The following is a 24183-nucleotide window of genomic DNA, read 5'->3' on the forward strand; positions in this document are numbered from 1 at the left end:
ACCCGGGCAGCGGGGATCAGAACTGGGCTTCTTCGAGGGCCATCATGGCCGCCTTGCCGGCCTTGATGGAGCCCCACAGGGCCGCCACCTCGGGCAGGAGCTTCTCCATATAGAAGCGGGCGGTGGTGATCTTGGCATCGTAGAAGGCCGCCTCACCGTTGGCGGTGGGCTTCTTCTGCCAGGCCACATCGGCCATGCGCACCCACATGTAGCCGAGGGCCACGAGACCGAACAGGCGCAGATATTCGGTGGCGGCGGCGCCGGCCTCTTCCGGGTCCTTGAGGCCCTTTTCCGCGATATGGGCGGTGGCGAGCTGCAGCGCGCCGAACGCCTTGCTCAGCGGGCCGATGAGCGGGGCGAGGTTCTCGTCGTCCAGCTTGGCATCCATATAGGCCAGCACCGGATGGAAGAAGGAGCGCAGGTAGCGCCCCATGTGCGCCGGCAGCTTGCGGCCCACCAGGTCCAGCGCCTGCACCCCGTTGGTGCCCTCATAGATCATGGCGATGCGGGCATCGCGCACATATTGCTCCATGCCGTGGTCGCGGATGTAGCCGTGGCCGCCATAGACCTGCATGGCCCGGGAGCTGTTCTCAAAGCCGAGATCGGTGAACAGCGCCTTGACGATGGGGGTCATGAGGGCGGTGAAGTCCTCCGCCTGCCGGCGTTCTTCCGGGTCGGCGCTGTGCTCCATCACGTCCAGCGCCCGGGCCACCCAGCCGCCCAGCGCCCGGCAGCCTTCGTTATAGGCGCGGATGGTCATCAGGGTGCGTCGCACATCCGGGTGCACGATGATGGGATCGGCGGGCTTGTCCGGGTGCTTGGGGCCGGAGAGGGCGCGGCCCTGCAGCCGCTCCTTGGCATAGGCGACGGCGCCCTGATAAGCCGCCTCGCCGAGGCCGAGGCCCTGGGTGCCCACCGAGAGGCGCTCCGAGTTCATCATGGCGAACATGGCGCGCATGCCCTTGTGGGGCTCGCCCACCAGCCAGCCGGTGGCGTCATCGAACGACATCTGGCAGGTGGATGAGCCGTGGATGCCCATCTTGTGCTCGATGCCGGTGCACAGCACCCCGTTGCGGGCGCCGACGCTGCCGTCGTCCTTGGGCAGGAACTTGGGCACCAGGAACAGGGAGATGCCCTTGATGCCCTTGGGCGCATCCGGCAGGCGCGCCAGCACCAGGTGGATGATGTTCTCGGTCAGGTCCTGCTCGCCGGCGGAAATGAAGATCTTGTTGCCGGTGATCTTGTAGCTGCCATCCGCCTGCGGCACGGCGCGGGTGCGCACGAGGCCAAGATCGGTGCCGCACTGGGGCTCGGTGAGGCACATGGAGCCGGACCATGTGCCCGCCACCATCTTGGGCAGGAAGCGGTCCTTCAGCTCCTCGGAGGCATAGGCCTTCAGCGCCTGATAGGCGCCGTGGGTGAGGCCGGGGCAGATGCCAAAGGCGAGATTGCCCGAGCACAGCATCTCTTCCACCAGCTTGTTCACCGAAGCCGGCAGCCCCTGGCCGCCGTATTTCGGATCACAGGCGATGCCGTTCCAGCCGCCCTCGATGAAGGTGGCATAGGCGGCCTTGAAGCCGGCGGGGGTGCGCACCACGCCGTTTTCGTAGGCGCACCCTTCCTGGTCGGCGCTCTGGTTGAGGGGGGCGAGCACCTCGGTGACGAGCTTGCCGGCTTCGTCCAGCACCGCATCGATGAGATCGGGCGTCACCTCCTCGAACCCGTCCAGGGCGGCGAGGGCGTCGCTGCCGTGCAATTCGTGCAGCACGAAGCGCATGTCCCGGAGCGGTGGCGTGTAGACCTGCATGGCGTTGGCTCCCGAATATCTTGATCTCTGCGCGCGTCTGCCTGGCCCGTGGCCGGCCGCGCGGTGGCTCATCTCTTGGGCCCTCTCCCACGCGGGGAGAGGGCGTGTTCTCGGGCCTTGCCGGCGCTGCGTCAGTTGCGCAGCGGGCGCCCGGTTTCGAGCACGTGCTCGATGCGGTCGAGGGTGGCGTTGGTGCGAATGAGCTTCATGAAGCCCTCCCGCTCCAGCTCCAGCAGGCGCGCCTGCGACACCGGCTCGATGTGGTCAGCATCACCCCCGGTGAGCACCTCGGCCAAAGCGGCGGAGACCACTTTGTCATGCCGGGTGGCCATGCCGCGCCTGGCGAAGCCCTCCACCGCCATCTCCATGGCCACCTTGCCGGACGGGCCGGGCAGGGTGAGGTCGATGGGCTTGGGCGGCGCGTAGGTCTCCGCCATGGCGAGGGCCCGGGCCTTGGCGTCCGCCAGCAGGCGGTCGCGGTTCATGGTGATGCCGTCGCTCTCCCGCAGGAACTTCAGCTCCTTCGCCTCGGCGGCGGACTTCGCCACGGTGGCGGTGGAGACCGTCTCGAACACCTTGGACGGCGCCGGCATGGGGCCCTTGGGGAACATCTTGTCGGTCTGCCAGCGCTCCAGCATGGCGGTGCAGCCACCCCAGGCCGGCAGCACGCCCACGCCGCACTCGACGAGGCCGATGTAGCTTTCCGCATGGGCCTGCACGGCGCTGGCATGCAGCAGGATCTCGCAGCCGCCGCCCAGGGCCAGGCCCGAGGGGGCCGCCACCACCGGGAAGGGGGCGTATTTCATGTCCTGGTAGGCCTTCTGGCCGGTGGCCACCAGCTTCTCCACCTCGCCGAAGGCGCCGATGTTGCAGGCGAAGAGCGCGAGGCCGAGATTCGCGCCCACCGAGAAGTTCGAGCCCTCATTATAGATGACGAGCGCTTTGTACTTCTCCTTCACCAGCTTCAGCGCCTTGGAGAGCAGGGTGATGATGCCCTCATCCAGAGAGTTGCTCTTGGAGGTGAACTCCAGGCAGACCACGCCGTCGCCGATGTCCCACAGAGCGGCGGAGCCGTTCTTGAGCAGCGGCTGGGTCTTCAGCTTGATGTCGGCCAGCAGCAGCACCCCGTCGGCGCGGACGATGTCATGATAGGCGCCGTCGCTGCCGAGATATTGGCGCGTGCCCGCCTCCACCCGGTAGAACGGCTGCTGCGCCGCCAGCGCGAGCAGGGGCGGAACTTCCACGCCATCGGCTTGCAGCATGGCGATGAGGCGAGCGGCGCCGATCTTGTCGATCAGCTCGAACGGGCCCAGCTTCCAATTATAGCCGAGGCGCATGGCATCATCGATGGCGACAATGTCGTCCGCTGCCTCCGGCACCAGCCGCGCCGCATAGGCGAGGGTGCGGGCCATGACCGCGCGCGCATAGCGCCCGCCAGGGCCAGGCGCCGCCATGAGCGCGGCAAGGTCCCTGCCGCCGCCATCCTCCAGCTCGGCGACGTTCGCCTTGCCCTGAGGCCGGTAGTCGCCGGTGGAAAGGTCGATGGCTTCCTTCAGCTTCTGGCCGTTCTCGCGGTTGAGCCGATAGAAGCCGCCCTTGCCCTTGCGGCCGGTGTAGCCGGTGGCGATCATCTTTTCGATCAAGGGCTCGTCCCGCAGGGTGGCGTGGAACGGATCGGTGGCCGGCAGCGCGCGCTTCAGGGAGCCCTGGACGTGGGGCATCAGGTCGAGCCCCACCAGATCGATGAGGCCGAACACCCCGGTCTTGGGAAAGCCGAACGGGCGGCCCATGACGGCATCGGCATCCTCGATCCGCAGGCCGAGGGCAAAAGCCTCGCCCACCGCCAGCTGCAGCCAGTAAGTGCCGAGCCGGTTGGCGATGAAGCCGGGGGTGTCCTTGCAGGTCACCACCGTCTTGCCGAGCTTCACATCGGCGAAGCGGGCGACGGCGGCGACCGTGTCCGGATTGGTCTCAGTCCCCGCCACGATCTCCAGCAGCCGCATGTAGCGCGGCGGGTTGAAGAAGTGGGTGATGAGGAAGTCGCGGCGGAAGCTCTCCGGTAGCCCGGCCGTCAGATCCGCCAGCGGAATGGTGGAGGTGTTGGACGACACCGCGGAGCCGGGCCGACGGGCCGCCTCGATCTTGGCGTACAGCGCCTGCTTGATGTCCAGCCGCTCAATGACCGCCTCGACGATCCAGTCGCAGCTGGCGAGATCGGCGAGATTGTCCTCGATATTGCCGGCGGTGACGAGGCGCGCTGCCTTCTTGGACATGAAGGCGGCGGGATCCGCCTTCAGCAGCTTGTCGATGGCCTTTTCGGCGATGGCGTTGCGGTTGCTGGCGCCCTCCGGGACGATGTCCAGGAGCAGCACCTCGATGCCCGCATTGGCCACGTGGGCGGCAATGCCCGCACCCATGACGCCGGCGCCGATGACGGCGACCTTCTTGATCTCGAAGCCCATACGCGCCTCCCTCAGACGCGCTCGAGAATGGTGGCGATGCCCTGGCCGCCACCGATGCATTGGGTGGCGAGGGCATATTTGCCGCCTTCGCGCTTCAGCAGTGCCGCCGCCTTGCCGACGATGCGGGCGCCGGTGGCGCCGAGCGGATGGCCGAGGGCGATGGCCCCGCCATCCAGGTTCAGGGTCTCGTCAGCGATGCCGAGATCCTTCTGGCAGGCCAGCGCCTGGGAGGCGAACGCCTCGTTGAGCTCCACCACGTTGATGTCGGAGATGGAAAGGCCGGCGCGGGTGAGCGCCTTGCGGGTGGCGGCCACCGGGCCGATGCCCATGATCTCCGGCGCGCAACCGGCCACCGCCACGCTCTTCAGCCGCGCCAGGGGCTCAAGACCGTTCTTTTCCGCATAGGCTTCCGAGCACACCAGCACCGCTGAAGCACCGTCGGTGAGGGGAGAGGAGGTGCCGGCGGTCACCGTGCCGTTCTCGTCGAAGGCCGGCTTCAGGCTGGCGAGGGCCTCCAGCGTGGCATCGCGGCGGATGCAGCCGTCGGTGTCCACGGTCTTGTTCACCTTGCCATTCACATGCACCGGCACGATCTCGGCCTTGAAGCGGCCTTCCGCCTCGGCCTTGGTGGCCTTCTGCTGGCTCTTGAGCGCGAAGGCGTCCTGGTCGGCGCGGGTGATCTGCCACTTGGCGGCGACGTTCTCGGCGGTCTCGCCCATGCCCATGTATGCGGCGGGCATCCGGGCGTAGAGGGCGGCGTTCGGCATGGGGTTGAAGCCCGTCATGGGCACCCGGCTCATGCTTTCGATGCCGGCGCAGATGAAGGCGTCACCCGCTCCGAGCTGGATTTGCCCGGCGGCCATGTGGACCGATTGCATGGAGGAGCCGCAGAAGCGGTTCACCGTGGTGCCGGCCACCGACTGGGGCAGGCCGGCGATCATGCCGATGAGGCGGGCAATGTTGAAGCCCTGCTCGGCCTCGGGAAAGGCACAGCCGACGATGAGGTCCTCGATGTCCTCCACCTTCACCTTGGTGCGCGCCACCAGCTCGGCCACCACTTGGGCGGCGAGATCATCGGGACGCAGGCGCGCAAGGTCGCCTTTCTTGGCCAAAGTAAAGGGCGAGCGGGCGTAACCCGCGATCACGACATTCTGCATGGGGCGTTCCTGCCTGCGTTCTTGTCTGATTGACGTTCTTGTCTGCTTGGATTTTGAATCTGGCCCACGTTGTCGACGCCGTGGGCGGCGCCTGGTTCCGCTTCAGCCGGCGGCCTTCTTGTCGGTGCTGGTGGTGTCGAGGCCGGCGAGGGTCTGCTCCTCGATTTCCTTCAGCTCCGCGATGGTCTCTTCCAGGGCGATGCGCTGGTCTTCCAGGCTGTCCAGGCGGGTCTGCACCTTCTTGAGCAGCATCCGCATCTGCTCGGACTGGGTCGGGTCCATGTCGTAGAGATCAAGGTATTCCTTGATTTCCCGCAGGGAAAAGCCGAGCCGCTTGCCGCGCAGGATGAGCACCATCCGTGCCCGGTCCCGCTTGGTGTAGACCCGCATGGTGCCCGCCCGCCGCGGGGTGATGAGACCCTTGTCCTCATAAAAGCGGATGGTGCGCGGCGTCACCGCGAGATCGCGGGCAAGCTCCGTCACGGTGAAGAAGGTGTCGGTCAGGCCGCCACCGCTGCTGCTGCTCTTGCCTTTGGATGCCACATCTTCACCTATACGTCATCTGATGGCACCGACGATACATGCTTTGCCTCATGGCGCAAGACCCCGCATTTCATTTTCTTGTGCGCGTGGGCTGCGGAACACCTGCTGTTTTGTGCGCTGCAAAAGACTCCATGTATCGCCGGACAGCGCATTTGCGATGTGCTGTAATCATCATGTCATCATATATTTCAGTGATACTGACCAATGCCCTGCCGCATCGCTACAGATGCGTGGAGTTCAGGGAATAATTGGGCTCGCCTCTCGGCTGTATCGTGGTATCGGTACAACACTCCCGGGCTTTCGCTCCGTCAGCCCCTCGGGGTAGCATTTCCAGTGTTGACGCAGGCATTCGTTTAGGCATGCTGGGTGACGTATAGGGCATCTTAAAAACCTATAGTGCACCGCAGCGTGCCATGCCCGAGGAAACGCCAAGCGAGGGGGCCCCATGTCCAGGACCAACGTCATTGCCCGGCGCGCCGGAAGTCTTGTTCTGCCATTGGTTGTCTGCACTGCTGCGGCGCAGGCCCATGCGGGCGGCTTCGGCCTGCGGGAGCAAAGCTCCTACTTCCAGGGGACGTCCTTTGCCGGGACCGCCGCGGGGGGCGAGGGGCTGGCCGGCATGTTCTGGAACCCGGCGGCCATCAATTTCACGCCCGGTCTCAGCCTCGAATCAAATTTCACCTACATCATGCCCCATGCGTCCATCGACGTGTTCCAGGCGAGCGCGCCGCTGACCGGCGCCAACCTCGGCAACAACGGCGTCGGCGACATCATCGACGACGCGCTGCTGCCCACGGTGTTCGCTTCCTACGCCTGGGACAAAATCGCCATCGGCTTCGGCTTGACGGTGCCGTTCGGCCTCGTCTCGGACGCTCCCTGCAATTGGTCGGGCCGTTACTATGGCTGCTATAGCCGGATCTTCGACATCAACTTCCAGGCCTCCATGGCCTACAAGGTGAATGATTGGCTCACCCTCGGCGGCGGGTTCAGCATCAACTACATGGATGCCCGGCTCTCCAACGCCACATTCACCGGCATCGTGCCGCCGACCAATAATCTTTACGCCCAGGTCAATGGTGACGACCTCGGCTTCGGCATCAATCTCGGCGTGCTCCTGACCCCCTGGAAGGGGACCACCATTGGCATCGGCTACAAGTCGGCCATGGACCAGAACCTGGAAGGCACGCTGGATCTGTTCTTCCAGCAGGCGCAGCTGGCCCGCTATGCGGCGTCGGCAGGCATCACCCTTCCCGCGCAGGTGACCGCCTCGGTGCGCTCGCAGGTCAGTCCGGAGTGGACCCTGCTCGGCACCGTGGAATGGACCAACTGGTCCTCTGTCGATGAACTGGTGGTGCGCACCCCCACCGCCGTGGCCAGCGTGCTCGATCTCGCCTGGAAGGACGGCTGGTTCTTCGCCGGTGGCGCCGAATACAAGTGGGATCCCAAGCTCACCCTGCGGGCGGGCCTTGCCTATGAGCTGACCCCGGTGCCGGATGAGACGCGTTCGCCGCGGCTGCCCGACACCAACCGGCTGTGGCTGTCCGGCGGCTTAACCTACGCCGTGACCGAGCAACTTTCCATGGACTTCGCCTACAGCCACATCTGGGGGGAATCGAGCCCCATCGAGCAACTGCCCACCCAGCCGGGCAACGCGCTGCGCGGCGTGCTGATCGGCGAGGTCAACAGCGGCTACGTGGATCTCGTGTCGGTGGGCCTGCGTTATAAGTTCGGCGAGCTGGCCCCGGCCGCCATCCGCTGACGGTTCGTGGGGGCGGGCGGCTCGGGCCTTGGCCTTAAGACGCCCCGCGCCCGCGCCGCTGCCGTGACCACCGCCGAAAAACCGCGCACAGACGCGGAGACCGCAGGACAACAGATATAGCGGGTCGGCCGCGGTGTGGCGCTGCTCCAGCCAGGGGTTGCCGCCATCCCTTCCGGCCCTCGGGGAGAACGCCTATGCTCGATCGTCTCGATGGGGGCGCCATCGTGCCCGTTCCGGTGCCGGAGCTGCTTGAGGCCAGCGTCGCCGCCTTCGCGACGCGCCCCGCGCTCAATTTCTTCGGTCGCAAATGGACCTACGGGGATTTGGGGCGGCTGGTGGACCAGGTGGCCGCGGGCCTGCAGGCGGAGGGCGTCGGCCCCGGCAGCAAGGTGGGCCTGTGCCTGCCCAACACGCCCTATTCGGTGATCTTCTTCTTTGCCGTGATGAAGGCGGGCGGCACGGTGGTGAATTTCAGCCCGCTCTATGTGGAGCGCGAGCTGCGCCACCAGATCCGCGATTCCGGCACGACGATGATGGTGGTGCCGGACCTGAAGATCATCCATGCCCGGGTCGCCGCAGTGGCCCATGAGGCGGGCCTGCGCCGCATCGTCGTGTGCCCGATGGCCGGTGTGCTGCCCACCGTGAAGGGCATCCTGTTCAGCCTCTTCAAGCGCAAGGACCACGCGGTGTTTGATCTCGGCGATGGTCTGCATCTGCCGTTCGATCGGCTGCTGGCCCATGGCGCCACACCGAAGTCGGTGCGGATCGATCCCGTCAACGATATCGCCGTCCTGCAATATACCGGCGGCACCACCGGCGTGCCCAAGGGCGCCATGCTGACCCATGCCAATGTCTCCGCCAATGCCCGTCAGGTGCTGCGGCATGCGGATTGCGAGCGTATCGGCGTCTCCAAGGTGCTCGGCGTCCTGCCGCTGTTCCACGTCTTCGCCATGCAGACGGTGATGATCATTCCCATCTGCCTGGGGGCCGAGATCGTGCTGGTGCCGCGCTTCGCCTTGGGCGACGTGCTGGATCTCATCGAGGCGGAAAAGCCCACCATGTTCCCCGGCGTGCCCACCATCTATGCCGCCATCAACGGCGCGCCGGGCATCGAGCGGCGGGACCTGACGGCGCTCACCCTGTGCATTTCCGGTGGCGCTCCACTGCCGAAGGAGGTGCGCGAGCGCTTTGAGGTCCTCACCGGCTGTAAGCTGGTGGAAGGCTATGGGCTCAGCGAGACATCGCCGGTGGTCAGCGCCAATCCGCCGCTGGGCCTGGTGAAGGATGGCTCGGTGGGCACCGCATTGCCGGAGACGATGATCGAGATTCACGATCTCGCGGATCCGCAGCGGCTGTGCCCGATGGGCGAGAAGGGGGAAGTGTGCGTGCGCGGCCCGCAGGTGATGCGCGGCTACTACAATCGGCCGCTGGAGACCGCCGACGCCTTCCTCAACGGGGCCCTGCGCACCGGCGATGTGGGCTATCTCGATGCCGACGGCTACCTGTTCCTGGTGGACCGCATCAAGGACGTGATCCTGTGCGGCGGCTACAATGTCTACCCGCGGGTTATCGAGGAGGCGCTCTACCTGCACCCGGCGGTGGCGGAGGCGGTGGCCATCGGCATTCCCGACAGCTATCGCGGCCAGGCCCCGAAGGCGTTCGTCACCCTGCGCGAGGGCGCGCAGGTGAGCCCGGCGGACCTCATGGAATTCCTCTCCGCCCAGATCTCCAAGATCGAGATGCCGCGCGAGATCGAGATCCGCGACAGCCTGCCGAAGAGCGTGGTTGGCAAGCTTTCCAAGAAGGAACTGGTGGAAGAGGAGCGGGCGCGCACGCCGGGTCAGTAGGCCATCAGCAGGATCCATCCGGCGGCCAGGATCATGCTGGCGACGGTCACCGGCACGCCGGCCCGCGAGAACTCGCTGAAGCTGATCTTGACGCCGCAGGCGGCCGCCTGCTCCACCACGATGATGCCGGCCAGGCTGCCGAACACGATCAGGTTGCTCGATAGGCCAATGCCGAGCCCCAGCGCGGCGCCGAGCGCGTCGCTGCTGCCACCGAGGCTGAGGAAGGGCACCAGAAGCATCACCGCCGGGCTGTTGCCGACAATGTTGCTGAGCCCGCCGCCCACCAGATACAGGGCCAGCGGATCAGCGAGGTCGATGCCCGCTCCGCGCAGGTCCGACAGCAATGTCTGCGGCAAGCCGGTGGCCGCCATGGCGGCATTCACCACGAACAGCCCCATGATGAACAGCAGCAGGTTGCCGTCCACGTGCCCGAGCATGTCGCGCGACGAGATGGTGCGGTTGATGAGCAGCACGCCAGCGGCTGTGAGGGCGATGATGTCGCGCGGCCAATCGCTGGCGACGAACGCCACCACCACGGCGATCGTGACGAGGCCCGCCTTCACCGTCTCCCAGACATCAAGCGCCGGCGTCTGGGCGGCCGCAGGATGCGCCGGTGCCGGCCCGCCGGCGGGGGCCGCCAGGGCCCAGCGGCGACGGTAGAGCAGGGCGATCACCCCCCATACCAGCGGCAGGCAGATCAGCACCGGCAGCGCGGTGACTTTCAGAAAGCCGTTGAAGGACAGGCCCAGCTCCTGCGCGAGGATCATGTTGCGCGGGCTGCCGATCAGAGTGCTCGATGCGCCGATGTTGGCGGCGAAGCAGAACGCCAGCAGGAATGGCACCGGATTGAGCCCGCGCGCCAGGGTGGCGGAGACCAGCAGCGGGGTCATCGCCACCACCACCACGTCGTTGGTGAGGACGGACGACAGCACGGCTCCCACGAAGATCAGCACCGCAAGCAGGGCCGGTGCGCTGAGCGGCAGGGTGGCGATGCGCCGCGCGGTCCAGCCGTAGAAGCCGGAGACCACGAAGGCGGCGGAGACCACCATGAGGCCGAACATCAGGCCCATGCTGCGGTAATCGATGGCGTCCCAGGCGCCTTTGGCGGTGATCGAGCCGACCGCCATCATGGCCAATGCGCCGATCACGGCCGCGCCCGTGCGGTCCACCATGAAGCCGGGCAGCTTGCCGACCGCCATGACCACATAAACGAGGAAGAAGATAAGAAGGGTCAGATCCATGGGGCTTCGGGTCACATGCGGTTCGGCGGGGGCGGGAGCGGGGCGGGGCCCGCCAGGCGGAGATTACCCCTTCAGGCGGGAGGGATCGGCATCAGTGGCTGCCGGATCCGCCACCACGGCCGCGTGGTAGACGCGGCGGATGTGCGCGATGTCGACGCTGGGCGCGGGCAGCTGGAGGTTCATCTCATCGAGAGTCTTCTCGATGATCTGGGAGACGGCGAGATTGCGGAACCATTTGTGGTTGGCGGGAATGACATACCAGGGCGCGTGGGGGGTGGAGCATTTCGCCAGCATGTCCTCATAGGCGGCGGTGTACTGGTCCCAGAAGGCGCGTTCCTTGTAGTCGGATTCGCTGATCTTCCATTGCCGCGCAGGATCCTCGAGCCGCTGGCGAAACCGCTCCAGTTGCTCTTCCGGCGTGATGTAGAGGAAGAACTTGAGGATGGTCACGCCCTTCTGGGTCAGCATCTTCTCGAAATCGTTGATCAGTTCGTAGCGCTTCGACCACACCGCGGCGGGCACGAGATCGTGCACCCGCACCACCAGCACATCCTCGTAATGAGAGCGGTTGAACACCGCCACCTGGCCGAGCCCGGGCGTGTGGGGATGCACGCGCCAGAGAAAGTCATGCAGCAGTTCTTCCTCGGTGGGCTGCTTGAAGCTCTTCACCGTGCAGCCCTGGGGGTTCATGGCGGCCATCACGTGCCAGCAGGTGCCATCCTTGCCGGCCGCATCGATCCCCTGCAGGATGATCAGCAGGGCATGCTTCTTCTCGCCATAGAGCTTCTGCTGCAACGACCCGAGCCGCGTCGCCTGAGCCTCCAGATCCGCCTTTGCATCGGCGCTGGAGCTGTAGCTGCCATGAAAGGCGGCATCCACGTCGCTCAATGTGACCCGGCTGCCGGGTTCGACGACAAGCCGTTTGCGCAGGTCCATGCCCGTTGTTCCGCTCTGCTCCGGGGGTCCGTTGATCGTGGTGTGGGGGCGCTGGCTGACGCGGTAGGCTAATGCCGGCTCCATGACCGCGCAATGACCGATGCATCACGCGCTTCCTCATGCGGAGGCGGCTGTCCTGGCCTCGCGCATGGTGAGCAGCGCTCCGACGAAGAAACACAGCGAGCCGGCGAACAGGTGGGTGTTGCCAACGACGCCAATCCAGCTCGCATCTGGCCGCTCCGGTGAGAAACTCAGCACCGCCCCGGTCATGAAAGCGATGCAGCCCATCAGGTTCACGAACACGATCTGCCAGGACAGCTCGGCGGGCTTCCAGCTCCAATAGCCGCCACTCACCTCCAGGTAGGCGAGGTAGCCGGAAATGAGGAACAGAAGCGAGCCCACCATGTCTGGAGTCCAGACCCAGATGTCCTGGGCCCGCCAGGTGTTGGCGGTATGCAGCGCGTTCCAGGTGTTGAGGTTGAACGCCAGCGTGCCAAGGAACTGGGCGAAGGTGCTGAGCCAGCCGGCGCTGTGCGGCTGCCAGCCGATCACCATGACGCGCTGATGTGGCGCGTCCTGCGGCTTCACCGAGAAGACGCTGGCATTGGCGGCCTGAAACAGCTGCAGATAGGCGGCGAAGGTGAAGGGCAGGGAGCCCAGGAAGAAGATGATGCCCACGTCCCGGCTCGGAACCGGGAGGGCGTGCGGCGGCACCAGGGAGAGCAGGGCGCCCGCCATGAACAGCAAGGCGCCGATGGCGAAGGCGAGACCGGTCAGCCAGTTGTAGCCACGGGTCTGCCACAGGGGCACCGGCAGGTGCTCGAGGCCGCGGGCCCAGCGCTCCAGCCCCTTCCGGTGATCGCGGGCCCGCCAGATGAAATGACGTCCCGCCAGGGTGTAGCTGCGAAAGGTGATGAACGGCCACGGGCCGGCGATATGGATGTGCAGCCGGTGAAACGGGGAAGGTGGGGCCGTCATCAGGAGCCTCCGGCGCGTTTCGGGTGCCAGGCGCCACAGGGCGAGCCCGGGCTCGCCCTGCAAGGCACGGCGACACTAGGCGGCGCTGATGAGCTGCGCGGTGCCATCAGTTGCGGCCACATCCAGCTTGCGCGCCGCCAGGACCTTGGGCTCGGTGACGGTGGCGAGCGCTTCAAGCTCGAACCGGGAATAGCTCAAGGCGAGATAATCGCGGAAATAAAAGACCTTGCGGTCGAGATCGCCGAGCACGGTCCAGCAGGTGTATTCGGTGGCGTAGGGCTGGCTGCCGGATTCCGGCAGGCCCTTGACTTCCAGCTGGCTGCTGTCCTCGCCGGGATAATCGATGGTGATGCCCCGCGGACGATCGAAATTGTTCATCACGTGGGCGAGGGTCTGCACAGCCGCATCAGGTGTCGCCGCGCGTTCCGCAAACTTCGTGTAATAGGCGGCGCGCACGAAGCGACCCACCGAGGTGTTCGAGCTCGGCAGGCCCGCCGTGGCGATGCCGGAATCGGGCTGGGACGCTTTGTAGCTCCCGAACGTGGTCTGCGACTTATCCACGTTGCTGAGGAAGGTGTAGTTGTCGAGATTGGTCAGGTGCCAGGGGAATTCGGGGCCATTGGTCATCACCCCCACCGGGTTGTCGTAGAGATTGAGCTTGCCGGCGCTGAACTCGATCACCAGGGCCGCGCCGCTGGGGTCATGCGCCACATAATGGAAGGGCGAAACGGAGCCGCCCAGGATCGCCAGCGGCTCCAGCAGAATCGGCTGGGCGGCCATGGCGGCCTTCACTTCGGCGACGGTGGCGAACTGGCCGAGGATCCAGCTGCCGAGATCGCTCGCGGACAGCACCGCCTTGGTCATCTCGACCGCACGCTGCGCGCCGGCGGCGCCGGGGTAGGCGAGCAGGCTGAAGGTGAGGCCCTGGTCGTTCAGACCCTCCAAAGCCTTGAGATCTTTCAGTTCCATGGGGGCCGCGGCGGTGGGCACACGCGCCGGCATGGCGACCGAGATGAAGGGGTACTTGGCGGTATAGGTGAGCGGTGCGTGGCCGTCGATCTGCGAGGTGTTGGTGATGCCGGCCGGCAGATAGACGAGCTGGTAGGGCAGATCGACCGTCAGCTCCATGGTCCGGCCGAAATAGACCCGTTCGGCCGCGTCCCGGTAGGCGAGCGACGTGCACATTTCAGCATTCCTTTCCAGCGATGCGCGAATGGTGCCAAGTGAGGCGACGCGACAGGAGATTCGGGGGGGCCGACCACCAAAGGCCAGATGGTGCCCCGCTGCTGCTTCGTCGCACACTTCCGACCCGGCGAAAAGGCTGCAAGACATTAGGGGGCACGCGCCACCGGGCGCTGGCGACTGATCGGACTTTTGTGATGCCGCGCGAAGCGGTTGGGATCGCGGTGCCTTCTCGCCAACCCTCTCCCATTTGGGAGATATTCCACGGCGCCGTCAGCCGCTATCCACATCAGGCGCCGACTGGGCGTCGCGGCGTGGCTGGCGCGCGGGCGCCATTTGATTTTTGGGGCCTGCGCCGTTAGGCCTTTGTTAATGCTTGGCGTCGGGTGCAAGCTGTCATCTGCGATCATGTCAGGGGCCGGTCTCGGTCTTGGCAGCGCCGGGGCAGGGCGTTCCGGCGACGTCATCCATTCGCATGTGGGGGCTGCGCAAGGTGTTGATAGGGCGTGAGCCGGGCGGGGTCCGGAGATGGCGCGGTGTTGCCGGCGCGGTGCTGCTCGGTGGCATGCTGTCGGCCTGCGCGCCGCTGGGGGCGCCGTCCCTGTCCATGTTCGGGGCTTATTTTCCCTCGTGGCTCGCCTGCGCGGTCGCCGGAATCCTGGGCGCGGTGGTGCTGCGCTTCGTGTTCATCCGCCTCGGCATCGACGATGCCCTGCCCACGCGCTTGCCCATCTATATCGCTTTGGCGGCAGGGCTGGGTTTCCTGGTGTCCCTTCTCAGCTTCGGACGGTAGAGCGTGAACGACGCGGCCAAAGCCCATTCCCGGCGCTCCCTCGGCATCCTCGTCAGCGTGGTCGTGCTGGTGGCGGCGGCCGCGTTCGGCTGGCGTTATTTCCACAATGCGGCGCTCAACCCCTTGTCACAGGATGCGGTCCTCACCGCCGAGGTGGTGAACGTGGCGGCGGCCGTTCCCGGGCGCATCGCTTCCGTGGGGGTGGTGGACAACGGGACCGCGCGCAAGGGGGAGCTGCTGCTGGCCCTCGATCCCACGGTGTACCGCCTGCAGGTGGATCAGGCGCGGGCCGATCTGCAGATCGCCGAGGCCGCCTATGCCGATCGCCAACGGGCGGTGTCGGCGGCCCAATCCAATGCGATCATCGCCCGCGAGCAGGTGACGCGGGCCCGCTCCAACCTGGCGCTGGCGACGCAGACCCTGGCCCGCCTGGAGGCATTGCGGCCGAAAGGCTATGTCAGCGCCCAGCAGGTGGATGATGCCGCCACCGCCAAGCGCGATGCGGAAATCAGCCTCAAGCAGGCGCTGGAGCAGCAATCGGCCGCCGATGTGCTGGTGAGCGATGCCGCCGCGGCCAAGGCACTGGTGGATGCGCGCCGCGCCGCGCTGGCCCTGGCCGAGCGGGCGCTGGCGGACACCGAGGTGCGGGCGCCGTTCGACGGCAAGGTGGTGGGCCTCTCCACCGGTCCGGGTGAATATGTGCTGCCCGGGCAATCCATCTTCACCCTCATCAATTCCGAGGCATGGTTCGCCTCGGCGGCATTTCTGGAGACCGAGCTGCCCGGCATCGCCGTGGGCAATTGCGCCACCGTCTTCGCCCTGGCGGACCGCACCCTGGCCCTGCGCGGCCGGGTGGAAGGCATCGGCTGGGGTGTGGCATCCGAGGAACTGATCAATCTGCCGCGCAAGATGCCCATCGTGCCCAAGACGCTGGATTGGGTGCGCATCGCCCAGCGCTTCCCGGTGCGGATCCGCCTCCTTGATCCGCCACCGGCTCTGATGCGGGTGGGCGCCTCCGCCACCGCGACGGTGCACCATGGCAGCAGCTGCTAAGTCGCCCTGGCCGGCGGTCGCTCACCAGGCATGGCTGGATCTGCTGCCGTTTCCCGGCCGGTTCGGGCAGGCGTGGCGGGTGGCGCTGCTGTGCGCGCTGGTGGCGGGCGTGGCCATGCTCTACAAGGTGCCGGAAGCGGCCATCGGCTGCTATCTCGTCATCTATCTCGCCCGCCCCGATGGCGCCGAATGCGTGGGGCAGGGCATCGGCCTCATCATCCTCGCCAGCATCGTGGTGCTGGCCATGGCGCCGGTGATCCAGGTGACGGCGAACTATCCACTGCTGCGCATCGCGGTCATTGCCGGCACCTCCTTCGTCTTCGTCTATCTTGGGGCGGCCTCGCAACTGGGCGAGATCGGCTCCATCATCGCCCTCGTCATCGCCTTCATCCTGACCCTGGTGGACGATCTGCCGGCCGGAGAGATCGCCACCCGTGGCCTGCTCTATGCCTGGCAGATGGCGGTCATGCCCATGGCGCTGATGATCGTGTTCAACATGGTGCTGGGGACCTCGCCCCATCGTCTGCTGCGCGCCACGATCAGCACGCGGCTACAGACGGCTGCCGCGGCTCTCGATCATCCCGACCTCGCCGCGGAGACTAAGCTGCGTTCATCTCTGGCCGACGGCAATGGGGGCGGCGATCAGCAATTGATGCTGGCCCGGGTGTTTCACACCGCGCCGACGGCGGATTGCGACTGGCTGCAGGGAGCGCTGACCACCAGCTATCAGCTGCTGCTGGCGGTCGCCGCCTTGCCGGCCACGGCGGCGACCCAGGTGCGTGGCTCCCTCGCCGGCCGCTGCCGCGAGGCGGCCGCTGCGGTGGCGGCCGGGGGCCGCCCACCGATGCCTTCGGAGGCTGACGGCACACCCCTCGCGGAGCCGGAGGGCACCATCCGCCGGTCGCTGGCGGGGTTGGCGCAGGCCGATGGGGGCACCCGCACGCCGCCGGCGAAGCCGCCGTTCTTCGCCTCGGATGCGCTCACCAATCCGGACTACCAGCGCTTTGCGCTGAAGACGACGGCGGCGGCGCTGACCTGCTACATCATCTATTCGCTGATCAACTGGCAGGGCATCCACACCGCCATGGTCACCTGCTACGTGGCGGCGCTGGGCACCACCGGCGAGACGGTGCACAAGCTGGTGCTGCGTATCAGTGGCTGCCTGGTGGGGGCGGCGTTGGGCTTCGGCGCCATCCTGTTCGTCATTCCCCACCTGTCCTCGGTGGGGGGATTGATGGGGCTGGTGTTCTGCGGCGTGCTGGTCGGCTCCTGGGTGTCGGCGGGCAACGAGCGGATTTCCTATGCCGGTGTCCAGGTCGGCCTGGCGTTTCTACTCACCATCATCAGCGGCTTTGCTCCCAGCCTCGACATGGATTCGGGGCGTGACCGCATCGTCGGCATCCTGCTGGGGAATGTGGTCGTGTATCTGATCTTCACCGGAATCTGGCCGAAGAGCGCGGTGCGCGACGTGCACGAGCGGCTGGCGCGCGCGCTCGCCGCCGCCGGCCGCCTGGCCGGCATGGACCCGGCGGCGCGGCTGGCCGCCACCAGTGAAGCGGCGCTGGTGGAGACCGAGGTTGAAAAGGCGAAGGAGCAATTGCGGCTGCTGCCGTTCGAGCCAAAGGCGCTGTTGCCGTCGCGGTTCGGCATCGCTCGGCTGGAATTGCTGGTGCGGGAGGTGCGCGCGTTGCTGCCGCAGCTGATCTTCGCGCCCGAAGCCTCCAGCGAAACGGCCCGTCGGCTGGCCGCCGCCGCAGCCACCCTGGACGGCGCGCCCGGCGGGCCGGCGTCCGGCGGGGCGGGGGAGGCCGACGACGAGGGGTCCGTGCTGGCGCGCGCCCGGCGCATCCAAACCCTGGCGGCGGGGTGATGGCGATGAAGCTGCCGCTTTTCCCACGGATGGCCCGGCTGCTGCCGGTGCTGCTGGCATCGGCGCTGCTGGCGGGCTGCGCCGTGAGCGCTCTCGACAGCGCGCCCGCCGATCCGTCTCAGCCGTGGACGCCCGAGGCGAGCACCAGCGCCAATGCCGCCCCCGAGGCTGCGGTGGCGGACGGGCCGCGCAAGCCGGTGTTCAGCGTGCCGGCGGATCCGGAGGTGGTCGCCCTGCAGGCCCCGGCGCCGATCGAGCCGAACAAGACCTATGGCCTCGCCGAGCTGATCGACATTGCCCAGACCCAGAATCCGGCAACCCGGGTGGCCTGGCAGCAGGCGCGCCAGATGGCGCTGGCGTCGGGCATGGTGGCCGCCACCTATCTTCCCCTGATCAGCGCCAATGTGATCGGCGGCTACCAGAAGTTGTCCTCACCCCTGCCGGTCTCCATTGGCAACATCAATCAGGTGAGCACGTCCATCGATGGCATTTCCCCGCAGATCGCACTGCAATGGCTGGTGTTCGACTTCGGCCAGCGGGGCGCGCTGCATGAAGCGGCGCAGCATAATGCTACGGGGGCCAATCTTCTGTTCAACGGCGTGCATCAGAAGATCATCTATGACGTGACGCGCGCCTACTTCCTCCATGGAGCGGCGCGCAGCCGGGTGACCCTCGCCGAGCAGAACCTCGGCAACAGCCGCAAGATCGAGGACGCCGCGCAGGAGCGCATGCAGAAGGGCCTCGGCACCAGCGTCGACGTGGCGCAGGCCCGCCAGCAGGTGGCGCAGGCGCGGTTCGGCCTGGTGCAGGCGCAGGGCGGCGAGCGCGATGCGTATCAGGCGCTTCTCGGCGCCATGGGGATCTCGCCCCTGACGGCGCTGAAGGTGCGCGAGGCCAATGGCCGCCGCCTGCCGGAGAGCGTGGGTGCGCCGACCGAGAGGATGATCAAGGCGGCGCTGGCGCAGCGTCCCGACGTGCTGGCGAGCTTCCAAGCCCTGAAGGCGACCCAGGCGGGCATCACCGCCGCCCAGGTGGAGTTCCTGCCCAAGGTGTTCCTGGGGGCGGTGGCCGCCACTGGCAACACCAATCTCAGCGCCACGGGCCTGCCCACCATCGGCCAGCAATCCTCGGCCTCCGGGGTGATGGTGGGCGCCACCATGCCGATCTACGACGGTGGGCTGCGGGCCGCACAGCTGAAGAATGCGGAATCGCTCAGCGCCGCCAGCGCCGCCACCTTCCAGCAGGTGCGCGATGCAGCCGCGCGGGAGATCGTGGTGAGCGCCCACACCCTGCGTTCGGCGCTCGCCTCCTACCAGGCCGCCACCGCCCTCGCCAGCGCGGCGGCGGTCACTTATGACGCAGCGCTGGAAGCTTATCGCAACGGGGTGGGCAACATTACCGTCGCCACCGCCGCCGACAGCGGGCTGCTCACGGCGCGCCAAGCCCAGTCCGACGCCCATGCTGCGGCGTTGGTGGCCGCGGCGAATCTCGCCTTTGTGCTTGGGGCGATGACCTCCTCCGAAACTCCAGCGGCGCTCATTGCCCGCTGACCGGGAGCGCACGGAAGGGCGCGGCGCGCCGGTAACCTAATAATCTCTCTATTATGCCCACTTATGCGCGGGGACCTCCCAAATAGGATATTTCCTATCGGGAGCAGGCGGGCCATGGTGCGAAGCGCCTGCGGAAGGGGGCCCTTCAATGTCAGACGGTGTGCCACCAAACCGCCACACCGTTGTCACGGTCTAATCCATTTTATTCTTGTTGTTGCATAGCAATGTGAGATGCTGTTCTCAGGTGACGGTTTCTGGTTGGGGCAGCCGATGAGGTTGCAGGGACCTGGTTCACCGGCGCGACACCTCGTCGAGAGGTGGACGTGCGCAAGTTCGGTCGAACGGTGGTTGTCCCACGCGGGAAGCGTCGCGAGCGGAGCAAGGAGTTTCGGGGCTTGGTGGCCCCGTAAGATCAAGCCGACGGACACAGGTGTCCACGGCTTGAGGTGTAGTGTGCTCTGACTTGAAAGGGAGGCCAAGCTTTGACTTCGGACCCGTCCAAAACCAATCTGCGTGACGATCTTCTGGATGATGTCTATTCATCCAGCGATCTGCTCGGCAAGCTGCCGAAATTCGAGTTCCCGGCGGTGGAGAAGGAGCCGCGGCACGTCTTCACTGCAGTGCGCGACGAGTTGATGCTGGATGGCAATTCGCGTCAGAATCTGGCGACCTTCTGCCAGACCTGGGTCGATGAAGAGATCCGCGACCTCATGGCCTTGTCCATCGACAAGAACATGATCGACAAGGACGAGTATCCGCAGACCGCGGAGATCGAAGAACGCTGTGTCCACATGCTCGCCGATCTGTGGAACTCGCCCGAGCCCCACAAGACCATCGGCTGTTCCACCGTGGGGTCGTCCGAGGCCGCCATGCTGGGCGGTCTGGCGCTCAAGTGGCAGTGGCGCAAGAAGCGCGCTGCGGCCGGCAAGCCGACGGATAAGCCGAACCTCATCTGTGGCCCGGTGCAGATCTGCTGGCACAAGTTCGCGCGGTACTTCGACGTCGAGCTGCGCGAGATCCCGCTCGAGGGCGATCGGCTCATCATGAATGCCGAGGAAGTGCTCAAGCGGGTGGACGAGAACACCATCGGCGTGGTGCCCACCCTCGGCGTCACCTTCACCTGCCAGTACGAGCCGGTGAAGGCGGTGAGCGATGCGCTGGATCAGCTGCAGAAGGACACGGGCCTCGATATCCCGATCCATGTGGACGGCGCCTCTGGCGGCTTCCTCGCGCCCTTCTGTGCGCCGGATCTGGCGTGGGACTTCCGGCTGCCGCGGGTGAAATCGGTCAACTCCTCCGGCCACAAGTTCGGCCTCGCGCCCCTGGGTGTGGGCTGGGTGGTGTGGCGGCAGGCGTCCGACCTGCCCGAGGAGCTGGTGTTCAACGTGAACTATCTGGGCGGCAACATGCCCACCTTCGCGCTGAACTTCTCGCGTCCGGGCGGGCAGGTGATTGCCCAATACTACAACTTCCTGCGGCTCGGCCGCGAAGGCTACGCGAAGATCCAGAACGCCTGCTACGAGACCGCGCAGTATCTTTCCCGCGAGATCGGCGCCCTCGGGCCGTTCGAGATCCTGTTCGACGGCGACAGCCAGGCCGGCATTCCCGCCCTGTGCTGGAAGCTGAAGGATAAGGCGGGCATCGGAGGCTACACCCTCTATGACTTGGCCGACCGGCTGCGCAGCCGCGGCTGGCAGGTGCCGGCCTATTCCATGCCGGCCAATCGCGAGGATCTGGTGATTCAGCGGATCCTGGTGCGTCACGGCGTCAGCCGCGATCTCGCCAGCCTGCTGCTCGACGACATCAAGCGGTCGTTGGACTATTTCGCTAAGCATCCGGTGACGAAGCCGCTGACGTCGGCTGAGGCCAGCGGGTTCAACCACAACTGACACGAGCCGGCCGCGGGCACGCACCAGGCGTGCTCGCGGTGGCCGGGCGGGCTTCGGCCCGCCTTTGGCGCGCGGGTGGGTGGAGCTGAGGCGCCACCGGCCGTGCGCCATATGCCTTGCGCACTTTGATTGGGGGCGGGCATTTCCGTCCGGGATAGGCCCGCGGGCCGTGGCAAGACAGGGGCATTCAGCATGGCGACCAGCGCCGCAACCGCACCGGTAAAGCAACTCACACTTCTTGGCTTCTTCGCCATCACCGCCTCCATGGTGATGGCGGTCTATGAGTATCCCACCTTCGCGACATCGGGCTTCAGCCTGGTGTTTTTCCTGCTTTTGGCGGGCATCTTGTGGTTCATTCCGGTGGCGCTCTGCGCGGCGGAAATGGCCACCGTGGAAGGCTGGGAGGAAGGTGGTGTGTTCGCCTGGGTGTCCAATACCCTGGGTGAGCGCTGGGGCTTTGCGGCCATCTCCTTCACCTATCTGGAGATCGCCATCGGCTTTCTGCCGATGCTCTACTTCGTTCTGGGCGCGCTCTCCTACATCCTCAACTGGCCAGCGCTGAACAATGACCCGGTGGTGAAGACCATTGCTGCCATCGTGCTGCTGTGGGTGCTCGCCTTCACGCAGTTCGGCGGCACCAAATACACCGCGCAGATCGCCAAGCTCGGCTTCTTCGCCGGCATTCTGGTGCCGGCGCTGCTGCTGGTGGTGCTGGCGGTGTGGCATCTGGCCAGCGGCGCTAAGCTCGAGATCGTGATGGATGCCACGACCTTCTTCCCCGACTTCACCAAGATCGGGACGCTGGTGGTGTTCGTCGCCTTCATCCTGTCCTACATGGGCGTGGAGGCCTCGGCCACCCACGTGAACGAGATGGCGAACCCCGGCCGGGATTATCCCATTGCCATGTTCCTGCTGATGATCGCGGCCATCGTGCTGAGCTCCATCGGCGGTCTGGCGGTGGCCTCGGTGGTGCCGCTGGATCAGATCAACCTGTCGGCCGGCGTGGTGCAGACCTTCCAGGCCCTTATCAGCGCCCATGGCCCCGGCTTTGAGTGGGTGGTGCGTGTGGTGGCGGCCCTGCTGGTTCTGGGCGTTCTGGCGGAAATCGCCGCCTGGATCGTGGGCCCCTCGCGCGGCATGTATGTGACCGCCCAGCACGGCATCCTGCCGACGGTGGCGGCCAAGGTGAACAAGAATGGCGTGCCGGTGCCGCTGGTGATCTTCCAGCTGTGCATCACCACGCTGGCCATCATCGTGTTCACCAACATGTCGGGCAGCAACATGTCGTTCCTGATCGCCATGTCGCTCACCGTCGTGCTCTACCTCATCACCTACTTCCTGCTGTTCCTCGCCTACATCAACCTCACCCTGAAGCACCCGGAGAAGAAGCGCGGCTATCGCCTGCCGGGCAGCACCGGCTTCCGCGTGCTGGTGGCGGCGGTGGGCTTCATCATCTCGGCCATGGCGTTCGTCATCTCCTTCGTGCCGCCGAGCGGCCTGCCGGGTGGTGATGCCGACGAGATCTATGTGGGGCTGCTGGTGGTGAGCTTCCTGATCGTCCTGGTCATTCCGTTCATCGTCTATGCCGTGCACACGAAGAAGGGGAAGACGCCCCAGGCCGATCTCGTTCACATCAAGTCGCACAACGCGCCCGAAGGCCACTTCTTCGTGCACCCCCGCGCGCGGCCGACCCATATCCTGGTGCCGCGCGACAAGTGAGCGCCGGACCGATCCGGCTTGCGACGCTCCGGGCGGGTGCATTGCATCCGCCCGTCCTCCCGAGAACAGGACCATCCCATGTCATCATCTGACATCGAAGCGGCCATGGCCGCCGGCTATGCCGCCGCGAAGGCCACCAGCGGCGGCAAGAATGCCGACTACATTCCCTTCCTCGCCTCCGTCCCGTCCGATCTCCTTGGCGTTGCCGTCGTCACCGCCGAAGGCGCCGTGCACAAGCTCGGTGATGCGGATTACGGCTTCGCCATCGAATCCATCTCCAAGGTCTTCACCCTGGCGCTGGTGATGGAGACCCTGGGCGCGGCGGCGGTGCATGAGAAGGTGGGGGCGGACCCCACGGGCCTGCCCTTCAATTCGGTGGTGGCGCTGGAGCTGCACAATGGCAAGCCGCTTTCCCCGCTGGTGAACGCGGGCGCCATCGCCACCGCCAGCTTGGTGCCGGGCGAGACCGCCGATGCCTGTTGGGCGGCCATTCTCGATGCGCAGAGCCGGTTCGCCGGCCGGAGCATCGCCCTGAGCCCGGAGGTCAACACCTCCGAGCAGAGCACCAACTTCCACAATCGCGCCATCGCCTGGCTGCTCTACAGTGCGGGCACCTGCTACAGCGATCCCATGCGGGCGGTGGATGTCTACACCCGCCAATGCTCGACGCTGGTGTCGGCGGTGGACCTTGCCACCATGGGCGCGACCCTGGCGGCGGGGGGCGTCAATCCCGTCACCAAGCAGCGGGTCATCGGCGAGGAGAAGGTTCCCGAGATCCTGGCCGAGATGATGATGGAAGGCTTTTACACCGCTTCCGGTGACTGGGCCTACACGGTGGGCCTGCCGGGCAAGAGCGGCGTGGGGGGCGGCATTCTGGCCGTGGTCCCCGGGGTGCTGGCCATCGCCGCCTTCTCGCCTCCGCTGGACGACGCCGGCAACAGCGTGCGCGGTCAGGTGGCCGTGGCCACGGTGGCCCAGCATCTCGGCCACAACCTGTTCGCGCCCCGCAAGACGCCGGCCGCCTGAACCCGGCGCCGATCTGGCGCGCAGCCAAAAGAAACGGCCTGGCGGACGCGCGTCCGCCAGGCCGTTTTGCATCTGGAAGGGCGGAAGGCAGGGCGTTTTGCGCCGATGGGGCGACGAACCAGATAGGTTCCCGTGGCTCGATCTGCCGCAGCCAGATTCAAGCTGGGCGCCATGGTGCCGCATGGGGGCCCACATGCCTGCGCGACGCATCCGTGTGGGTGATCGAAGCGTCCGCATTCGCCCCGCGCCTGATGGGGGCTCCCGGATCACCGATGGTTCTGGAGAGTGCCGCACAGGCCGCCGAACCTGCCCATTCGGGCGTTCGCGATCAGGTGCGGAATTGGCGCGCCCTAGGAGAGGGTTCCGCCCAC

The 24183-nt window shown here is 66.4% G+C and carries 17 protein-coding genes; 9 read left to right on the forward strand and 8 right to left on the reverse strand.

Annotated features, from left to right (window positions below; genetic code table 11):
- Positions 1–16: 16 nt before the first annotated feature.
- From MEU52_RS20020 to MEU52_RS20035, 4 genes are all read right to left on the reverse strand, one after another.
- Positions 17–1807, reverse strand: coding sequence for an acyl-CoA dehydrogenase C-terminal domain-containing protein (locus MEU52_RS20020; protein WP_238122887.1), 1791 nt, complete (start codon positions 1805–1807; stop codon positions 17–19).
- A 131-nt stretch (positions 1808–1938) separates the two neighbouring features.
- A complete protein-coding gene (locus tag MEU52_RS20025) occupies positions 1939–4269 on the reverse strand; it encodes a 3-hydroxyacyl-CoA dehydrogenase/enoyl-CoA hydratase family protein (RefSeq protein ID WP_238122886.1) in 2331 nt (776 codons plus the stop codon).
- An 11-nt stretch (positions 4270–4280) separates the two neighbouring features.
- Positions 4281–5426, reverse strand: coding sequence for a thiolase family protein (locus MEU52_RS20030; protein WP_238122885.1), 1146 nt, complete (start codon positions 5424–5426; stop codon positions 4281–4283).
- A gap of 102 nt (positions 5427–5528) precedes the next feature.
- Positions 5529–5969 (reverse strand): MerR family transcriptional regulator, encoded by a 441-nt coding sequence (locus tag MEU52_RS20035; protein WP_238122884.1) that lies wholly within the window; start codon positions 5967–5969, stop codon positions 5529–5531.
- A 445-nt stretch (positions 5970–6414) separates the two neighbouring features.
- Here MEU52_RS20035 and MEU52_RS20040 point away from each other — a divergent pair, with 445 nt between their 5' ends.
- Complete coding sequence (locus tag MEU52_RS20040) at positions 6415–7728, forward strand: OmpP1/FadL family transporter (RefSeq protein ID WP_238122883.1); 1314 nt, start codon at positions 6415–6417, stop codon at positions 7726–7728.
- A gap of 194 nt (positions 7729–7922) precedes the next feature.
- Positions 7923–9575 carry a long-chain-fatty-acid--CoA ligase gene (locus MEU52_RS20045; protein WP_238122882.1) on the forward strand — a complete coding sequence of 551 codons (1653 nt, stop codon included), beginning with the start codon at positions 7923–7925 and terminating at the stop codon, positions 9573–9575.
- On the opposite strand, the gene MEU52_RS20050 is transcribed toward MEU52_RS20045, so the two are convergent.
- The 4 genes from MEU52_RS20050 to MEU52_RS20065 form a co-directional block, all read right to left on the reverse strand.
- Entirely contained in the window at positions 9569–10816 is a 1248-nt protein-coding gene (locus tag MEU52_RS20050; protein ID WP_238122881.1) for an SLC13 family permease, read from the reverse strand. The two genes, MEU52_RS20045 and MEU52_RS20050, sit on opposite strands and share 7 nt — an antisense overlap.
- Positions 10817–10879: 63 nt before the next feature.
- Positions 10880–11752 carry a polyphosphate kinase 2 family protein gene (locus MEU52_RS20055; protein ID WP_238122880.1) on the reverse strand — a complete coding sequence of 291 codons (873 nt, stop codon included), beginning with the start codon at positions 11750–11752 and terminating at the stop codon, positions 10880–10882.
- A gap of 117 nt (positions 11753–11869) precedes the next feature.
- Positions 11870–12730, reverse strand: coding sequence for a YrhK family protein (locus tag MEU52_RS20060; RefSeq protein ID WP_238122879.1), 861 nt, complete (start codon positions 12728–12730; stop codon positions 11870–11872).
- Between the two features lie 75 nt (positions 12731–12805).
- Positions 12806–13915: a linear amide C-N hydrolase gene (locus MEU52_RS20065; protein WP_238122878.1), complete on the reverse strand. Its 1110-nt coding sequence runs from the start codon at positions 13913–13915 to the stop codon at positions 12806–12808.
- Between the two features lie 562 nt (positions 13916–14477).
- Here MEU52_RS20065 and MEU52_RS20070 point away from each other — a divergent pair.
- The 7 genes from MEU52_RS20070 (at position 14478) to glsA (ending at position 23812) form a co-directional block, all read left to right on the forward strand.
- Positions 14478–14705, forward strand: coding sequence for a YtcA family lipoprotein (locus tag MEU52_RS20070; protein WP_238122877.1), 228 nt, complete (start codon positions 14478–14480; stop codon positions 14703–14705).
- A 3-nt stretch (positions 14706–14708) separates the two neighbouring features.
- Positions 14709–15758, forward strand: a complete 1050-nt coding sequence (mdtN, locus tag MEU52_RS20075; protein ID WP_238122876.1) for a multidrug transporter subunit MdtN — start codon at positions 14709–14711, stop codon at positions 15756–15758.
- The gene (locus MEU52_RS20080; RefSeq protein ID WP_238122875.1) at positions 15742–17628 is read left to right on the forward strand and encodes an FUSC family protein; all 1887 of its coding nucleotides are present in this window, start codon (positions 15742–15744) and stop codon (positions 17626–17628) included. Before mdtN ends, MEU52_RS20080 begins: the two co-directional genes overlap by 17 nt.
- Before the next feature lie 5 nt (positions 17629–17633).
- Positions 17634–19178, forward strand: coding sequence for a TolC family protein (locus tag MEU52_RS20085; protein ID WP_238122874.1), 1545 nt, complete (start codon positions 17634–17636; stop codon positions 19176–19178).
- Between the two features lie 482 nt (positions 19179–19660).
- Entirely contained in the window at positions 19661–21067 is a 1407-nt protein-coding gene (locus MEU52_RS20090) for a glutamate decarboxylase (protein WP_443267817.1), read from the forward strand.
- 192 nt (positions 21068–21259) lie between these two features.
- Entirely contained in the window at positions 21260–22786 is a 1527-nt protein-coding gene (gene gadC, locus MEU52_RS20095) for a glutamate:gamma-aminobutyrate antiporter (protein ID WP_238122873.1), read from the forward strand.
- A gap of 78 nt (positions 22787–22864) precedes the next feature.
- Positions 22865–23812 carry a glutaminase A gene (gene glsA, locus MEU52_RS20100; RefSeq protein ID WP_238122872.1) on the forward strand — a complete coding sequence of 316 codons (948 nt, stop codon included), beginning with the start codon at positions 22865–22867 and terminating at the stop codon, positions 23810–23812.
- Positions 23813–24183: the final 371 nt, after the last annotated feature.

It is taken from the genome of Xanthobacter sp. NM-25 (assembly GCF_022138605.1).
Taxonomy (GTDB): Bacteria; Pseudomonadota; Alphaproteobacteria; order Rhizobiales; family Xanthobacteraceae; genus Xanthobacter.